This is a genomic window from Ruegeria sp. BJ6, assembly GCF_056537885.1.
This window is the reverse complement of sequence record NZ_JBQFSG010000002.1, coordinates 653606-670511: the sequence shown is the minus strand read 5'-3', so window position 1 is coordinate 670511 and position 16906 is coordinate 653606. Positions and strand designations below refer to the sequence as shown.

20 protein-coding genes and 1 other RNA gene are annotated in these 16906 nt (G+C 55.0%); 9 read left to right on the top strand and 12 right to left on the bottom strand.

What is annotated here, in order from left to right:
* Window positions 1-15: 15 nt before the first annotated feature.
* The 11 genes from ACR0D6_RS08750 to ACR0D6_RS08700 all read right to left on the bottom strand — a co-directional run bounded on the left by ACR0D6_RS08750 (window position 16) and on the right by ACR0D6_RS08700 (window position 9152).
* Window positions 16-144 carry a hypothetical protein gene (locus ACR0D6_RS08750; protein WP_480765216.1) on the bottom strand — a complete coding sequence of 43 codons (129 nt, stop codon included), beginning with the start codon at window positions 142-144 and terminating at the stop codon, window positions 16-18.
* A gap of 100 nt (window positions 145-244) precedes the next feature.
* The gene (gene rseP / locus ACR0D6_RS08745; RefSeq protein WP_480765215.1) at window positions 245-1597 is read right to left on the bottom strand and encodes an RIP metalloprotease RseP; all 1353 of its coding nucleotides are present in this window, start codon (window positions 1595-1597) and stop codon (window positions 245-247) included.
* A gap of 4 nt (window positions 1598-1601) precedes the next feature.
* Entirely contained in the window at window positions 1602-2774 is a 1173-nt protein-coding gene (gene dxr / locus ACR0D6_RS08740) for a 1-deoxy-D-xylulose-5-phosphate reductoisomerase (protein WP_480765214.1), read from the bottom strand.
* On the bottom strand, window positions 2774-3556 hold the full coding sequence (locus ACR0D6_RS08735) for a phosphatidate cytidylyltransferase (RefSeq protein ID WP_480725027.1): 783 nt from the start codon (window positions 3554-3556) through the stop codon (window positions 2774-2776). Before ACR0D6_RS08735 ends, dxr begins: the two co-directional genes overlap by 1 nt.
* A complete protein-coding gene (locus ACR0D6_RS08730; RefSeq protein WP_480765213.1) occupies window positions 3553-4284 on the bottom strand; it encodes an isoprenyl transferase in 732 nt (243 codons plus the stop codon). Before ACR0D6_RS08730 ends, ACR0D6_RS08735 begins: the two co-directional genes overlap by 4 nt.
* Window positions 4285-4291: 7 nt before the next feature.
* Window positions 4292-4855 (bottom strand): ribosome recycling factor, encoded by a 564-nt coding sequence (gene frr, locus ACR0D6_RS08725; RefSeq protein ID WP_170652471.1) that lies wholly within the window; start codon window positions 4853-4855, stop codon window positions 4292-4294.
* A gap of 187 nt (window positions 4856-5042) precedes the next feature.
* Window positions 5043-6038: an acryloyl-CoA reductase gene (gene acuI, locus ACR0D6_RS08720; protein ID WP_480765212.1), complete on the bottom strand. Its 996-nt coding sequence runs from the start codon at window positions 6036-6038 to the stop codon at window positions 5043-5045.
* A 74-nt stretch (window positions 6039-6112) separates the two neighbouring features.
* Complete coding sequence (locus tag ACR0D6_RS08715; protein ID WP_480765211.1) at window positions 6113-7207, bottom strand: dimethylsulfoniopropionate demethylase; 1095 nt, start codon at window positions 7205-7207, stop codon at window positions 6113-6115.
* A 1-nt stretch (window position 7208) separates the two neighbouring features.
* Complete coding sequence (locus tag ACR0D6_RS08710; RefSeq protein ID WP_480765210.1) at window positions 7209-7715, bottom strand: DinB family protein; 507 nt, start codon at window positions 7713-7715, stop codon at window positions 7209-7211.
* Window positions 7715-8401, bottom strand: a complete 687-nt coding sequence (locus ACR0D6_RS08705; RefSeq protein WP_480765209.1) for a DUF1326 domain-containing protein — start codon at window positions 8399-8401, stop codon at window positions 7715-7717. Before ACR0D6_RS08705 ends, ACR0D6_RS08710 begins: the two co-directional genes overlap by 1 nt.
* A gap of 13 nt (window positions 8402-8414) precedes the next feature.
* On the bottom strand, window positions 8415-9152 hold the full coding sequence (locus tag ACR0D6_RS08700) for a DUF2182 domain-containing protein (RefSeq protein WP_480765254.1): 738 nt from the start codon (window positions 9150-9152) through the stop codon (window positions 8415-8417).
* 120 nt (window positions 9153-9272) lie between these two features.
* Here ACR0D6_RS08700 and ACR0D6_RS08695 point away from each other — a divergent pair, with 120 nt between their 5' ends.
* The 9 genes from ACR0D6_RS08695 (at window position 9273) to ACR0D6_RS08655 (ending at window position 16259) form a co-directional block, all read left to right on the top strand.
* Window positions 9273-10004, top strand: a complete 732-nt coding sequence (locus ACR0D6_RS08695; RefSeq protein ID WP_480765208.1) for a FadR/GntR family transcriptional regulator — start codon at window positions 9273-9275, stop codon at window positions 10002-10004.
* 132 nt (window positions 10005-10136) lie between these two features.
* A complete protein-coding gene (locus ACR0D6_RS08690) occupies window positions 10137-11537 on the top strand; it encodes a selenium-binding protein SBP56-related protein (RefSeq protein ID WP_480449673.1) in 1401 nt (466 codons plus the stop codon).
* A gap of 1 nt (window position 11538) precedes the next feature.
* A complete protein-coding gene (locus ACR0D6_RS08685) occupies window positions 11539-12201 on the top strand; it encodes a hypothetical protein (RefSeq protein ID WP_480765207.1) in 663 nt (220 codons plus the stop codon).
* Between the two features lie 60 nt (window positions 12202-12261).
* Window positions 12262-12624, top strand: coding sequence for a DUF4345 family protein (locus ACR0D6_RS08680; RefSeq protein ID WP_480765206.1), 363 nt, complete (start codon window positions 12262-12264; stop codon window positions 12622-12624).
* Between the two features lie 36 nt (window positions 12625-12660).
* Window positions 12661-13007, top strand: a transfer-messenger RNA (tmRNA) gene (ssrA, locus tag ACR0D6_RS08675).
* Window positions 13008-13106: 99 nt separating this feature from the next.
* The gene (locus tag ACR0D6_RS08670) at window positions 13107-13538 is read left to right on the top strand and encodes an ester cyclase (protein WP_170652453.1); all 432 of its coding nucleotides are present in this window, start codon (window positions 13107-13109) and stop codon (window positions 13536-13538) included.
* Window positions 13539-13655: 117 nt separating this feature from the next.
* Window positions 13656-14471: a chromate resistance protein ChrB domain-containing protein gene (locus ACR0D6_RS08665; RefSeq protein WP_480765205.1), complete on the top strand. Its 816-nt coding sequence runs from the start codon at window positions 13656-13658 to the stop codon at window positions 14469-14471.
* A complete protein-coding gene (chrA, locus tag ACR0D6_RS08660) occupies window positions 14468-15718 on the top strand; it encodes a chromate efflux transporter (protein WP_480765204.1) in 1251 nt (416 codons plus the stop codon). Before ACR0D6_RS08665 ends, chrA begins: the two co-directional genes overlap by 4 nt.
* Before the next feature lie 76 nt (window positions 15719-15794).
* Complete coding sequence (locus tag ACR0D6_RS08655) at window positions 15795-16259, top strand: SspB family protein (protein ID WP_480765203.1); 465 nt, start codon at window positions 15795-15797, stop codon at window positions 16257-16259.
* Window positions 16260-16276: 17 nt separating this feature from the next.
* On the opposite strand, the gene ACR0D6_RS08650 is transcribed toward ACR0D6_RS08655, so the two are convergent.
* Window positions 16277-16840 (bottom strand): hypothetical protein, encoded by a 564-nt coding sequence (locus ACR0D6_RS08650; RefSeq protein ID WP_480765202.1) that lies wholly within the window; start codon window positions 16838-16840, stop codon window positions 16277-16279.
* Window positions 16841-16906 lie beyond the last annotated feature (66 nt).

The window sequence follows — 16906 nt, the reverse complement described above, 5'->3', positions numbered from 1 at the left end:
AACATATTCAGGGAATCACAAAGATAGTACGTAGGCGCAAATAGCCCAGGCAACGGCAATGGCCCCAACGCTCAGGAACCGGTCCCAGTTCAGCGTCATCAAAAGGGTCAGGCCCTGATAGGATTGCTGCAGCGTGTTTAACATCGCCTTCTACTTCTCTTGTTCCACAAAGGTCTTTTGCGATGACAAATTTAGCCCACAATTGAGGCGACATTTTGTCATTTTCTGGGTAGCCGGGTCACAATCAACAGAAGAGGTCATTGCTCAGAGAAAAGACCATCAGCATCAAAATCAGGCTTATCCCGATTCCCATCAGAACCCGCAAAGCAGAATCGCTGGGCGGTTTTCCCACAACGGCCTCATAAGCGTAGAAGACAAGATGCCCCCCATCCAGAGCCGGTATCGGGAACAGGTTGAGCAACCCAACCGCTGTCGACAAAACAGCGATAAAGAACACAAAGCTCTGGGTACCCTGACTGGCCATCGCGCCTGACGTTTCGGCGATCCCGATGGGTCCGGAAATATTGCACGTGCTAATCGCACCGGTGATCATATGCCAGATGCCCGACAATGAACCATCGATAATACGTATGGTCTGGTTCACGCCGTTGGACAGTGATGCCCCCAACCCGGCAGGTTCTGTCGCCGGTTCCAGCATCATTCCCCCGACTATGCCAATCCGCCAATGGGTTACAAACCCCCCATCTGGCTGCGGTTCATCGGTGCGACGTGGCGCCAGCGCAAACTCAAGTTCCGTCCCATCACGCCATACATTCAGCAGCAAAACCCGCCCATCCGAAGATTCAACGTGCTCTTTCAACTGTTCAAAGGCAAAGATCGGCTCACCATCCACCGCGGTGATCACGTCACCGGGGCGTAGTTGTATATCCATTGCCGCACTTCTAGGCGCAACCTGTTGGATCAGCGGCGGGAACAGCCACGGCCCGGACACATTAACCTCCTGACCTTCACGCAGAACCGAATATTCCAGAACCGGCTGCACCGGCAATTCGTCGACAAAATCACCCCACTCACCACCTTGGTCAAAATCAGGTGTGCGGATGCCTTGGATTGCGACGATCTGATCGCCATCCCTGAGTTCCTGCACGGTCCCAGGCAGCGGCTTCAAATTTCCCACCGTTAACGGTTCTTTAGCCACCCCTTGTGACCAGAAGATCAAGCCGAAAACCAGGATGGACAGCACAAAGTTAAAGATCGGCCCAGCAGCAACCGTCGCCGCACGCGCCCAAAGCGGTGCACCGTGCATAGTGCGACGCAGCTCTTCCGGGTTTTGTTCGGAAAGCTCTTCCATCGCTTCCTCGTCTTTGCCTGAGGCCGCGTTGGCGTCGCCCAGAAACTTGACGTAACCACCGAATGGAAGAGCTGCGACCTGCCATTTGGTACCGTGTTTATCCACTCGACTCCAAAGAACGGGGCCAAATCCAAGCGAGAAGACCTCGGCATGAATGCCAGACCAGCGACCAACAATGTAATGACCGTATTCGTGCACGGCCACAATGACCGAAAGTGCCACGACAAACGCCGCGATTGTGTAAAGTAGCCCACCAAATTGCGGGATCAGAGATATGATGTCCAAGTGTCTATCCTGCTCGCGTGATCACGGCTTCATCCACCCACTTACGTGCCAGATGGTCCGTTTTAAGTACGTTATCAAGGGTCATGTCGGCATCAATCAGGCCGGTGGTCCTCTCGAACCGATCCAATACGGCCTCTACCACCCGAGCCATATCCAGAAATCCGATCCGCTTTTCGATGAACAGATCCAGTGCGCGTTCCTTGGCGGCATTGAATACAGCTCCGGACAACCCGCCTCTCTCCATAACATTCCGAGCCAGCCTCAGCGCCGGATACCGGGCAAGGTCCGGGTCTTGGAAATGCAGCTTGCCTAGCTTGGCCAAATCCAACCGAGCGACTGGCAGTTCACGCCTTGCGGGCCAGTGCAACGCGTATCCGATAGCGTGCCGCATGTCCGGCGCGCCCAGATGCGCCATCAGTGCGCCATCCCGAAAACCGACCAGCGCATGAACCATGGATTCAGGATGGATAAGAACCTCGATTTCACCCGGCGCCACCCCGAAATATTCCTTGGTTTCTATGACTTCCAACGCCTTATTGAACATAGAGGCACTGTCGATGGTGATCCGCTGACCCATGTCCCAGTTTGGATGGCTGGACGCTTGTTCGACAGTTGCCTTCGACAGTTCCTCCAGCGGCCAGTCGCGGAAGGCACCACCACTTGCGGTAATGACGATACGTTCAACTGACGCGATCTCTTCACCGACGAGCGCCTGAAACACTGCCGAATGTTCGCTGTCCACAGGCAACAATCGCGCATCGTGTTTTTTGGCGGTTTCAATCACCAGTGAACCAGCACAAACCAGCGTTTCTTTGTTGGCCAATGCCAGGGTCGCCCCTTGCTTCAGCGCCTCAAGACCCGGGTTCAGACCTGCGGATCCGACGATTGCCGACATGACCCAATCGGCGGGCCTAGTCGCGGCTTCGTTCAAGGCAGTTGTTCCTGCAGCAGCTTCGATCCCGGTCCCGGCAAGCGCGGCTTTTAGGTCTTCCAGACAATCATCAAAGGCCGTTACGGCCACCTTGGCGCCCAATGATCGGGCATCTTGTGCAAGCTGTGCAATGTTCCTGCCGCCGGTCAACGCAACGACATCATACGATGATCGGTCCCGAGAAATCAGGTCGATGGTGTTCTGCCCGACCGAGCCGGTGGCACCAAAAATCGATACCTTCCGCATCACATTCCTCCGGGAGAGAAAAACAGCCCCAGAATAAGAACCAGCAACGATGCGCCCATCATCCCGTCAAACCTGTCTAGAAACCCGCCATGCCCGGGGATAAGGTTCGAACTGTCTTTCACGCCCAGTTTCCTCTTGGTCGCACTCTCAACGATGTCGCCGGCCTGACTGGCCATGGATGCAAGAACCGACACCATGACAAAGGTAATGCCAAACCCCGCATGCACCGCAAAACCTGCCCCGACCAACGCGGCAGCGACCCAGCCACCGGCAGTGCCGGACCACGTTTTCTTTGGGCTGACTTTCGGCCAGAACTTTGGTCCGCCAACCGACTTGCCGACAAAGTACCCCGCAACGTCAGTCGCCACGACAACCGCGATCAACCAGACCATCCAGACAAGGCCCATATTTTCGCGAATCGAAATAAAGCCGAGCCCGGCTGCGGCAATCCAAACGGCAAACAGTGCATACAAACCCTTGTGCTGTTTCACCTGCCCCGCCCCAACCAAAGCCGGAGCCAACAACAAGGGCAATTTGTAAAGCGGCGGAACGTGATAGCTAAGCGCAATGGCAGCGCCAGTCAGAATAGCAAGCTGAACGGCAACGCCCATACGATCGGGGTCGACCATCCGCACCAATTCCCAGATCATCAATCCACAAGCGACAGCAATGAAACTCTCGAACCACAGCCCGCCCAGCCAAACTTCAATTGAGCCGATGCCAACCAGCACCAGAGCAGACAGTACCCGAGCGGTCAGATCGGACCACCTGCCGTCACTCATGCCAGAACCGCTCCAAACCGGCGCTCGCGCGATCCATAACTGCGGCACAACCGTTCCAGCTCATCCGCTGTGAAATCCGGCCACAGCGTGTCGATGAACTCGTATTCAGAATACGCGGACTGCCAAAGTAGGAAATTGGAAATCCTTGCTTCTCCGCTGGTTCTGATCACCAGATCCGGGTCCGGCAGGACATGGGTATCCAGATATTTTGGAAGCGTTTCCACGTCCACATCCTCGGGCCGCAGTTTTCCATCGGCGACATCCCGGGCCAACCGTTTTGTCGCCCTGGCAACCTCGTCCCGACCGCCATAGTTCAACGCTACTGTCAGATGAACCAGATCATTGTGGCTGGTCGCCTGTTCGAGCTTGTCCATAAGCTCGATCAGCTTGGCGTCCAGACGCATGCGATCGCCAATAAACCGCACGCGCACACCGTTTTCCTTCAGTGCGCGTGTTTCCTTGGTGATATAGCGCCGGAACAAGCTCATCAGGCCAGCAACTTCGACCTGAGTGCGTTTCCAGTTCTCGGTCGAAAAAGCAAAGACCGTCAGATACTTGATGCCAAGAGACGGGCACGCTTCGACGACCTCGCGTACGCGCCGTGCACCGGCGTGATGCCCAAACAATCGGGGGCGCCCCCGTGCCTGTGCCCAACGTCCATTTCCGTCCATGATGATGGCGACGTGCTGCGGGCCGACAGGCTCCAGGATATCCGGATCTTTGGGCATTATCAGGTCAGACCTGCATGATCTCGGATTGCTTGGTTTCAAGCGCTTCGTCCACGACCTTGATCATCTTGTCGGTCAGCTCCTGAACTTCGGCCTCCCAGAATTTCTGGTCATCCTCGGACAAACCGTCACTTTTGGCCTTTTTGATCTGATCCATACCGTCGCGCCGCACATTTCGGATCGCAACGCGTGCATGTTCCGCATACTGGCCTGCAACTTTGCCAAGTTCTCGCCGGCGTTCTTCGTTCAGCTCCGGAATGGGCAGCATGATGATGGTACCGTTGAGCTGTGGATTGATGCCCAGCCCACTTTCACGGATCGCCTTTTCCACTTTGCCCACCAGGGACTTGTCCCAAACATTGACAGTTACCATCCGAGGCTCAGGTACGTTGACCGTACCAACCTGATTGACCGGCGTCATGGAACCATAGGCATCCACCATCACTGGCTCAAGCATAGACGCCGACGCACGACCGGTACGCAAAGACGCAAATTCGGTCCGCAGATTTGCCATCGCGCCATCCATGCGGCGCTGGAGATCATCGGTGTCCAGTTCGAAATCGTCAGACATGCTGCTCACTCCCCGTTTTCAGGTACTGTTCCGATGGGTCATAAGACATCGGAATTGGGATGTATAGCAATCATGAACGGGAAATGTGACGATAGCGAGGGGTGTTTCACGGCTTTTTGGTGTTTTTCCTGCCCAACAGGAAAGCTGCCCGAAAAAGTGAGCGGACAGCTTTCGTTACAGGGATCGCTCAGCCGTTTACGTCGACAACAACGCGACCCTTTACCTGACCTTTCAAAATATCTGCTCCCAGCTGCGGCAGGTCGCTGAGGTTTGCAGGCTGAATCATTGCGTCCAGCTTATCCATCGGCAAATCGGTCGAGATTCTCTGCCAGGCGCGTACCCGGTTTTCATATGGCTGCATCACACTATCGATACCCAACAGGTTCACGCCTCGCAGAAGGAAGGGAATCACCGATGCCGGCAACGAAGCCCCTCCAGCCAGACCGACTGCGGCAACCGAACATCCATATTTCATCTGGCCCAGAACGCGCGCCAGCATTTCACCACCGACCGCATCAACGCACCCGGCCCAGTTCTCGCTCTCAAGTGGTCGCTTGGTTGTTTCGTTCAGTTCTTCCCGCGCAACGATTGTCGTAGCACCCAGCGATTTAAGATAATCGGCTGCTTCCGGACGACCGGTCACGGCAGCAACCTCGTAACCCAGATTGGCCAGAATGGCGGTTGCAACTGATCCGACACCACCTGCTGCCCCCGTCACCAACACAGGGCCATGATCCGGTGTCAGTCCATGATCTTCCAGAGCCATCACTGCAAGCATCGAGGTCAGGCCCGCAGTACCGACGGCCATTGCGTGCCTTGCATCCAAGCCCTCGGGCAGCGGTACCAGCCAATCCGCCAGCGCGTTGGCTTTTTGAGAGTACCCACCCCAATGTGCCTCGCCCACGCGCCAGCCGGTCAGCACGACCTTGTCGCCAGGCTTATAACGGTCGTCCGAAGATGACTCGACTGTTCCGGCATAATCGATTCCGGGTACATGCGGGTACTTTCGAACCAACCCACCACCACTGGGGCTCAGACACAGGCCGTCCTTATAGTTCACTGTCGAATATTCCACAGCGACGGTGACTTCCCCATGCGGGAGAGTATCCTCAGAAATCTGCTGAATTGCGGCACTTGCTTTGCCACTTTCTTCATTCTTTTCAACAACCAATGCGTTGAACATCATGCCACTCCTCTAATCTGGACGCGGTGCGCCCGGCATTTCATCTATCTTCCAAACGTCAACGATGATCACAGTCATCGCCAAAACCGTTCCTGTACAACGGCCCATCTCATTCCGTGTTCTGTCAGCACCTCGATGCGGGTACCCGGTGACCAATGCGATCGATCAATCATGCCAATGGCCACGTTAACTCCGAACTCGGGTGAAAAGACCGCCGAAGCTATCTGCCCAACCTGACTTCCTTTGGACATGAGTGGCCAGGCCTCGGAACAGGGTCCAATATCACCCTCGATCACAACGGGCCGAATCTGCCGCGGCGGGCCATCTTGGGCCTGCTCCACCAGCGCCGCCTTTCCGATGTAGCTTTCGGGCGAGTTGCAAAATCGACCCAGACCACATTCAAACGGCGTATTCTCGCGCGTCATGTCCGATCCGAAACTCAAAAGCCCGCTTTCAATGCGCTCAATGTTGTTCGGACAACCAGCCCGAACTTTTAGATCGCGTCCGGCGGCGAAAAGAGCGTCCCATAGTGGCATGCCATAATCGGACGCATCCACATAGATTTCAAACCCGCCCTGTTTTGACCAACCCGACCGGGCCACAACAAATTCACGATCTTCGAAAGCAAGGCGTTTGTATCTGAAGAACTTGATATCCCGGACCTGCTCGCCGAAAACCCGGGCCATCAGTTCGTCGGCCTTTGGCCCCTGCACTGCCAGCGGCGAGACATCCGGTTCTGCTACTTCGACATCGAGGCCAAGCGCGACAGCAATTCCCAATGCGAACTGCCACAAATCACCATCTGCCACCGACAGCCAATAGTGATCGTCTGCCAGTTTTACGGCCACCGGGTCGTTCAGCATTCCGCCGTTCTGATCAACGACCGGGACATAGTAACACTGATCTTTCTGCATCCGGTCCATATCGCGCGGACTGAGCATTTTCATCAGCCGCAACGCATCCGGACCCTTTATTTCAACCTGCCGTTCGCAGGCTACATCCCAAACCTGCACATGTTGCTTGAGGTGTGCCGCATCTGCTTCGACACTTTCAAAAAACGTCGGCAACAACATATGGTTATAGACAGTATATCCACCAACTCCGGCGGCTTCGACGCCGGGTGTAAACGGAGTTTTGCGGACGCGGCGACTGGGCGTGATTACTGCCATATCAGAACCCCTCGGGAAGGAATACCAGATCACTGACAGGTGCTTTTGATCCTGCCTCGGTCAGCATTTTGTGCAGCTGGCCGCGATGGTGCGTCTGATGATTGAACATGTGAATCGCGCATTGAGCGTATGATTTGGTTACGTCAGCCTCTTTTGCAGCCGAATACCACGTAAAATCCCCGGACAACGGCCCTTCTTCAAGGCCATGAGCCCAGCCTTTGATACGCTCATCAATCTCCTCGCGCATTGGCAACCATTCAGAAAGATCGCCACATATCGAAGTGCTTTCCGGAATGCCGCCTCCGGGACCTGGGCCTTTGTCAAAACGGGAAATCCAAATCCAGTCGCCCCACAGTAGGTGGTTCGCGGTGCCGAGTATCGAACCGAAAAAAGCGCCACGATCACGTGTCAGTTCAGCCAGCGCCAGCTTTTCAAGAAAGCCTGACAACTGATTGTTTTGCCAACGATTATAGCGCGACATCTCTTGTGCATAGGCCGCGGTGATCATCACTTGGGCCCGTGCCAGTCGATCTGACAGATTTCCGCCGAACGTCCTTCAAAATCCCAAACCCGACCAAAGGCGCGTACACGGCCCTTGCTGGCTGTGGCTACAGTGATGTCCGGACCCATCCAGTATTCGGTATTCGATATTACAATATCGCTTTCCTTATCCTTGCCCTGAACCGGAAAGACCGTGCCCTGAATTTTCTTACCAACGGTTATGTGGCGGTTCTTGCCATCGTTCACATAGGATACGGGCTGCCGTTCGGCGCCAAGGAACTCACCCACCAAAATCGAGAACAGCCCGGTCGTACCGCGTGCCTGCCCCGAGAATATCTTGACCAATCCTTCATAGGCTGCGTGGCTGGCGCGATCATCGATAAACACTGCAGCCTTCCAGTTGCCGCGCGACATCATTCCCGGAATTTCGATCAGCAAACCGATATTCAAACCAGACAGATCTTCGTCGCCATAATGGCCGCTATCGATGCGCACGCCACCCCAGGTCTGACAATGCCCTTCGGTTGGTTCATGCTTGCCCAGCGAAACCACGCACGGACAGAAAACCGTGCAATTGCAATTCAGTACAAGCTCGCCTTTAATTGTCCACGGCGTCAAACCGGGGTCTTTGCGATCCGCAGCCGGATGTCGGCTGTCGATCTTCTCGGCGACTTCCAGTCGATCGTTTGCCATTCTTAATCCTCCTTCAAATCAGGCCAAATCCGATTGCAACCGACGCGGCAATCAGTGCTCCACCCAAGGGCCGGGTAATCCAGCGCCCCAAGTCGGGCAGTTTCTCAAAAACCATGATGATGGTCGCCAGCCCCATGAAAGCCAGGTTCATGACACCACCCACAAAGGCCAAAAGCATCAGGGCCCAGCAACACCCAAGGCAAACCAGTCCCAGCCGAATGCCATTGCGCCACGGACCTTCATCCCAATGGGTCATGAAGAACATCATGGGTGAGCGGCATTTCTCCAGACAGGCATCCTTAACAGGTGAAAATTGATAGCCACCGGCAACCGCCAGAAGCCCTGCGGACAGAAAACGGGTGCCGCTTTGGCCCAAGGGATCGATTAGACCGGCCTGAAACAGGGCCATTTGCAACGCGGCAGCAGAGAGAGAAAACCCCAGCCAAACCAAAAGGTAGCCGCCAAGCAGGTGCCCCATATGGACGCCCGCACCAGTCTCACCCAGTTCTTCATATGTTGCGAGAGCCGGTAGAACAGTCGGGGCCATCATTGCGGCCGACATCAGTACCCACATCAAAACCATCCGGACAAATCCGGCGGCATCCGGGGTGACAACGCACAGACTTGACCAGAAGTCCGCCCCGTAAACCATTCCGATCTGACGCAATTCCGCTGGAACTGCCATCAAATATAAAACGGTCCACGCTCCGGCTATACCGATAAAAAGCGCCAGCCAGTGCGGCGCGGTCATGGCCCTGATGCGTTCCGACAGCATGGCTCTCCCTCCCTCGCTCCCGACTCATCTCTTGCTTTTCAAATGTCAGACTTTTAAATGTCAGACAAATAAAAAATTACATATCGCACGCCAAACATGAAAATCGACCCTTTGAAACCTGCCGATCTGTCGGCGCAAATCGCTCAGGCTATCCGCGATGCTATCGTCACGGGAAAGCTGATCGTAGACGAACGCCTGCCGTCCGAGGCGGAACTGGCGGACCAGTTCCAGGTATCACGCCCTACCGTACGCGAAGCCCTGAAAAGGCTTGCAGCGCAGTCGCTTATCCGTACTCAGCGCGGTGCAACAGGTGGCGCCTTCGTGAATCGCTTAAATTTCGAAGATGCGTATTCACAGCAGATTACGACCTCGACGTTACTATTGTCGATGAACGCCGTCAGCTTCGATACGGCATGCGAGGCCCGATATGCACTGGAGCGCGCATGTGCCCCCTTGTCTGCGCAACGACGCACGGCCGATCATCTGGCGACCATGCGTGCAGAGATATTCCGCCAATCGCAACCCGGCCTGACAGACGAGGCGTTTTGCGCATCGGATGTGGCCTTTCACCGTGCCCTTGTCGATGGCGCGGCAAATCCAGTTCTGTCATATCAGTTGGCTGGCGCGGTCGAGGCAATGCAACCCCTGATGAACATGATTACCTTCACGGCTCGTTCCCGCGAAGAAATTATCTTGTTGCATACTGCCATCGCAAACGCTCTTGAAACGCAAGATGCCAAAGCGGTCGACACCGCCCTGATCGATCTTGAAGGCTATACCCGCAAACTTGCCCGGGACATCGCGGAAAGCCGCCGCAAACACCCCTAATTATGGCAGTTGGAAAAGGCACTTGACGCAACTGGCCCCCCAAACGGACAATCAGTCAGGCAGCGTGACACCCGGCACGAAGACCGGAACTCTCAATAAAAATTGAATATCAATTATTTACGGGAGGAAGTTATGAACCTTAGACCGGACCCGACATTCTATCCGTCCCCAAAGTTGGCGATGGAAGGACCAACGGAAACATTGGCGTTCACGCTGATGCTCAGCCCGGATTTCTCGCAACCTGATGGGCTGGCTGTGGTAAACACTGACCCGAACTCCGGCGATTTTGGCAAGATCGTCCACACTGTCATCATGCCCGAAACCGGGGACGAGTTTCATCATTTCGGCTGGAACGCCTGCTCTTCATCTCTTTCACCGCTCAGCGGTCACGCCTTTCTTGAGCGGAGGTATCTGATCATACCGGGCATACGGTCCAGCCGGATATACGTGGTTGATGTCAAGAACCCGCTGGAAGCGAAGATACACAAGATTATCGAACCGGAAGAAGTGTTTGCAAAAACAGGATATTCCCGTCCGCATACCATTCATTGCGGACCGGAAGGCATATATGTCAGCACACTCGGCGGCGGTGGTCCGGATGGCACTGACGGCCCACCGGGTATCTTTATCATGGACTGCGAAACCTTCGACATCATCGGCCGGTATGAAATTGAGCGCGGCGTGCAGGACAAGCACTATGACTTCTGGTGGAACCTGCCACGCGACTACATGGTCAGTTCCGAATGGGCGCTGCCGCCGCAATTCGAAAACGGCATCGTTGCCGAAGACCTGCTGTCGAATAAATACGGACACCGCATTCATTTCTGGAACCTGCGGAATCGCACAAATATTCAGACCATTGATCTGGGCGAAAACCACCAGATGGCGCTGGAAATCCGCCCTGCCCATGATCCGGTCAAACAACACGGTTTTTGCGGAGTGGTCGTAGATACAACCAACCTCCAAGGTGCAGTATTTACATGGTGGCGGAATGACGACGGAACGTTCGAAGCGAAAAAGACGATTACGATAGATCCGCAACCAGCTGATCCGAACGACCTGCCCGAGCTTCTCAAAGGGTTTTCAGCCGTACCGCCGTTGGTCACCGACATCGATCTAAGCTTGGACGACAAATACCTTTACGTCTCGTGCTGGGGGACCGGCGAGATGCATCAATACGACGTTTCCGACCCAATGAACCCCACTCTTGCCGGCAAAGTTGATATCGGTGGGATCGTCAAAAAGACCAAGCACCCCAACGGCAACGACTTTGGTTATGGCCCCCAAATGGTCGAGATCAGCCGGGACGGCAAACGTGTTTACTGGACCAATTCGCTGTATTCCACGTGGGATGACCAGTTTTATCCCGGTGATCGCGGCGCTGCGATGGTCAAAGCGGATGTCGGGGAAAACGGAGGCCTGACGCTGGATCCAAATTTCTGGGTCGAGTTCCCAAAGGGTTATCGCAGCCACCAAATCCGGCTTGAAGGCGGAGACTGTTCGACTGACAGCTTCTGCTACCCGTCGGCCTGAGTTGGAGTATCTGACGACGACCACGGCCGGGCTTTGGCTGGCCGTGGTGTTAAGCGGACTCTATCACGGCCTTAACCCCGGTATGGGTTGGCCCTTGACGGTGTCTGCCGCGATGATGGAGCGCCGTCAGGCCGCGCTGTGGAAAGCGCTGGGTGCACTGGCCACGGGGCACTTTCTGGCCATGCTCGGTATCCTGCTACCATTCGCGCTTATGGCCGTGTTGGTCGAATACCAGTCAGAAATCCGCATCGCCGCCGCCCTATTGGTCATCGCGATGGGTCTTTATGTCATGATCACGCGCCGCCATCCCCGAATGCTGTCTCGAATTCCGCCCGGCAAGCTGATCTTGTGGTCCTTTCTTGTGGCACTGGCTCACGGAGCCGCATTGATGCTGGTTCCGATATACCTCGGCCTCTGTGGCCTTGACGAACTGGACACCGGCCACAGGGCCGTTTCTGAAATCATGGCAACCAACATGGCCCTGACACTGGCCGTGGCATCGATTCATACGCTTGCCATGGTCACTGCCGGGGGCGGACTGGCTTTTGCCGTCTATCGTTGGCTGGGGTTAAAGTTCCTGTCGCAAAGCTGGTTCGATCTGGAGCTCGTCTGGGCCTTAAGCCTTTTGGTTGTCGGAGGCCTGGGCTTATGGTCAGCGCTTTAGGGGATTTCACTGGCCGAAAACCGAGCTAAGTAACTAACCTTCAAACATTGCGAGGATCGGATGATACCCACCATTAACGCAGCAATTGCTGTTTTGACGATCGGTTTCGGACTGTTCGGGTTTCTGGCGCCGGCGTGGACAGCCGCTTCGCTGGACCTGGCGCCGACCAACAGCACAATGGGTTTGAGCGAAATGCGGGCGTCGGTTGGCGGTCTTTTTGTCGTTACGGGCGCTGCGGTTTTGTTGCTCAACAGCCCGACTGCGTATTTGATGTTGGGAATTGTCTATGCGGGCACTGCACTGGGTCGTTTTGTTTCCTTGGCGCTGGACAACCCACCAATTGCGAAAGCGCTGCTATTTGGAGGAATCGAGGCGGTACTGGCAGCACTACTGATCGCAGCGAACCTCAACAAGTCCGTATAAAGCATTCACAACAGTCATCTTTTCCTAAAAGATTCTGTATTTGCATCCCTCCAAGCCGTCACCTATATATGTCATGTCCTTCGGGACTATGGACATAAACGCGCTCGTAATAAACGGATCGGACCCGGGGGCGGTACCCGGCGACTCCACCATACATCCTTCATTTGGGGATCATGGGGTCGAAACAGGATCGACGGACGTCTAAAGGGGTTAGCTTTGTCTCGGCGGGGTGCCACCGTACCGGCCCAAACAGTACAATTGCAAATGACAATCGTGCTCCGGTTGCAGTTGCTGCGTAAGCAGTAACAAGACCGAAACTTAAGCCCTTGCGCCTAGCCGCGTAAGGCGGGGTTCGCAGGTACCTGGCAACAGAAACCTGCACTTACCTTTCATGTTTGCCCTTTTTGACCACGAACATCCTTTTGTTCATGGTTTTTTCACTCTCTTTTTGCACGGTGTTCGTCAAAGGTTGGAGAACGGACATGACGAAATCAGAATTGCTCAAAGCCTGGTACTCTGAAGTTTGGGAACAGGGAAACACAGACGCCATCGACCAGTACTTTTTACCGGATACGATGGCCGAAGGGTTGATACCGGAAATGCAGGTTGGGGCAGATGACTTCCGTGATCTGGTAACCGCGTTCCGGCACCTGCTGGGAGATATCCGTGTGGAGCTGCCGAAAATCATTGAGGAAAATGATTGGCTCTCTGCAATTCTGCATGTTCATACGTCTCGCGCCGACACCGGTGCTGCGGTCGAGGTCTCTGGTCAGGTCATGGCTCGGTTCAAGGACGGAAAAATGGTCGAAGCCTATAATCAATTCGACTTCGTTTCGTTCTTTGAACAACTTGGCCAGCTGCCGCAGGATACCCTGCCCGTTTGCATGACCGGACAAAGGCTCGACTGGGTCTGATAATATTGACGGTTCGGACCATTCCGCTGTACCTAAGTCTCATGGGGTAATGTTGCGAACACCCCGTGAGGCGACAGCCCAAGTTTCGCATGTATCCACGTCTGAAGGAGACATGCCATGGCTGCCCCAAATGCCATCAAGGTTCAGCAACTGTTGCGTCTAATCGGAACACCGCAGTCACCGATCATCGTTGATATCTGCCTGGAAGACGACTTTTCGGCCGACCCCTATCTGATTCCTGGTTCAGTTCGACGTTCGCACACCGACATGCAGGGAATTCGCGAGGTTTTTCAGGACAAACCCGGCGTTATCGTTTGTCAGCAAGGCAAAAAGCTTAGCCAAGGTTTGGTGTCCTTATTGCGCGGAGAAGGTTGCGACGCCGAATTTTTGGAAGGCGGGATGTTTGCGTGGCGGGATACTCCGGACGCTATGAGGGTGCCATTTGCTGCGCTCCCCAAGCCTAGAGGGGGAAGCACACTTTGGGTTACCCGACATCGGCCCAAGATCGACCGGATCGCCTGCCCCTGGCTTATCCGCCGATTTGTTGATCCGTCTGCACGCTTCCTTTTTGTCTCCCCTGCCGAGGTTGAAGGAGTGGCCGACCGGTTTGGCGCCACACCATTTGACATCGAAGGCCAATTCTGGAGCCATCGAGGCGAAAATTGTACTTTTGATACAATGTTGGACGAATTCGGGCTGCGAACCCCTGCCCTGAATCGCTTGTCCGAGGTTGTTCGCGCGGCAGATACCAATCGCCACGACCTTGCCCCCGAGGCCGCTGGCCTGCTCGCCGTTTCCGTCGGTCTGTCGCGTCAGTACAGGGATGATCACGAGCAGATGATGGCCGGAATGCACCTTTATGACGCTTTGTACCGCTGGGCGCGGGACGGATTCACTGAAACGCACGACTGGCCGTCGGAGCGCAAGAAATGACCCCGACAAATGGCGAACTCGTTGCCGTATTTGGCCGCATTGGCCTGCTGTCATTCGGCGGACCAGCTGCGCAGATTTCATTGATGCATCAGGAACTGGTGGAAAGACGACCCTGGTTGGACGAGCAAACCTATTTGCGCGCACTTTCGTTGTGCATGCTTCTGCCCGGCCCGGAAGCAATGCAGTTGGCCACGTATGCAGGCTGGCGTTTGCGGGGTGTGGCGGGCGGACTGATTGCCGGTGGTCTGTTTGTACTGCCTGGTGCACTGATCATTTCGGTGCTTGTCGGGCTTTATGCTGCGTTCGGGGAACTGCCTCTGGTTCAATCTGCCTTTCTTGGGGTCAAGGCAACGGTCATCGTGATCGTCCTGCAGGCACTCAGAAACCTATCGCGCAAGGCGTTGACGGACAGAGAGCATCGGATCATAGCTATATTGGGTTTTCTGGCCATTTTCGCCCTGAACATTCCTTTCCCGCTGATTATTCTGGGTGCTGCTATCTGGGGGTATCTGACTTCGGCTGAATCAGGTTCTGACGGGAGTTTCCCAGACGCGCCGCCAACCGCGCCAATTCGAACCGCGATCATCTGGCTGACCCTCTGGCTTGCGCCTCTGTTCACACTTTCGATGACCGGTCCCAAATTGTTGAGTGATCTGGGCTGGTTCTTCGCCCGACTGGCAGTTGTCACGTTCGGCGGGGCCTATGCCGTTCTGGCCTACATGACGCAAACAGTCGTGGAAAAATACAATTGGATCACCACAGATCAGATGATTGACGCGCTGGGTCTTGCCGAAACGACCCCTGGGCCGCTGATACTGGTCACACAGTTTGTCGCCATGCTCAGCGGGCAAGCGGCGGGTGGACCAGCCCTTGCGATCGCCGCTGGGATGATCGCGCTTTGGGCGACCTTCATTCCATGCTTTTTGTGGATTTTTCTTGCCGCACCTTATCTGGAACAAATTGCTGCCCGACCGCGCCTGTCGTCGGCTCTGCATGGGATCACGGCAGCCGTGGTCGGCGTGATTCTCAACCTGTCTGTTTGGTTTGGTCTGAATGTTCTTTTTAGCCGCGTTCCCGAATTACAATTCGGGCCGCTTTCCCTGCCAGCGCCGGGAATGGACTCGCTGAACATCACTGCATTGATTTTAACCCTTGTCGCCGGGCTATTGATTTTCCGACTAAAATTCGGGATTGGAAGGGCGTTAACCGTTATGATTCTGGCGGGCCTGATTGCTCACTTCGTATAACCAATAATGCGCAAGACGGCCTTTTGTTTCCAGTCGAATCCCCTATGCTGAATACAACCACTTTCGAGGATCAAACATGTCGCAAGACATCGACTATGGAAATCTGATGCACACGGCCATGCGGGGCCTGATCAAGACGGTCTTGCGCGACGTGTCCAAAAACGGGCTACCGGGGACGCATCATTTCTTCATCACGTTCGATACCCGCCATGCGGGAGTGGAATTGGCCGACTGGCTGCGGGAACGCTACCCAGATGAAATGACCGTCGTTATGCAGCACTGGTTCGAAAACCTGACCGTCGGCGATGAAGGGTTCTCGATCACGCTGAATTTTGGTGACACGCCGGAACCGCTGTACATCCCCTACTCTGCGATCAAGACATTTGTGGATCCGTCCGTGGAATTCGGCCTGCGCTTCGAAAGCTCAGAAGACGAAGACGAGATCGTGCAGATCGAAGACGATCCGGACCACTTGCAGACCGAAGAACCCGAGACACATCACGACGCCGATGTGGTTTCACTGGACAGCTTCCGAAAATAGTGCGCGGAAAAGACTGGCTATTGCCGTTTCAGGAACGTTTCGACAGAGCGTGATTTTTTGCCGTTGCGAAACCGTGAAAAGGACAGATCCAATCCGCCGTCCGCAAGCGTCCGATCAAACTGCTGCAACTCGTACCCACCGTTGTCATCGATAAACAGCGAGAACACCGTTAGGGTGTCACCTTTAATCCGCCCCCAAACAAAAGGCTCGCCTTTCATTGGGTTCAGTGGCACCTCATGTCCGAATACGTCACGCTTCATCGCGGCAGAAAAAACCTCGGTCCGGTCCGTAGGACGGAAATCTATCGAGTATTTCTGTTCTTTCACCCGTCCATCGGACTTATAAGTCGTCGTTGACCAACTGACATTGAACCCGGTTTTCAATTCGGAAATTGACACACTCATATCGCGTGGGGTTGACGTGCCATCGGCATCTACAAGTTCAGCCGATCCAACATAGTCACCAACGAAAGGCGTGATTTCCGAGGCAGCGGCCTGAAGCGTCAGCACCACCATCCACATAGACACGGTCAATGCGTATAATGCGATGAACAGCGCTTGAGGGCGGTTTGATGCACGCATGAGAGTCTCCGTCACAGATGGCCTGCCCATACTAACCACCACCCGGCTACGCACAATGGGGCTGTT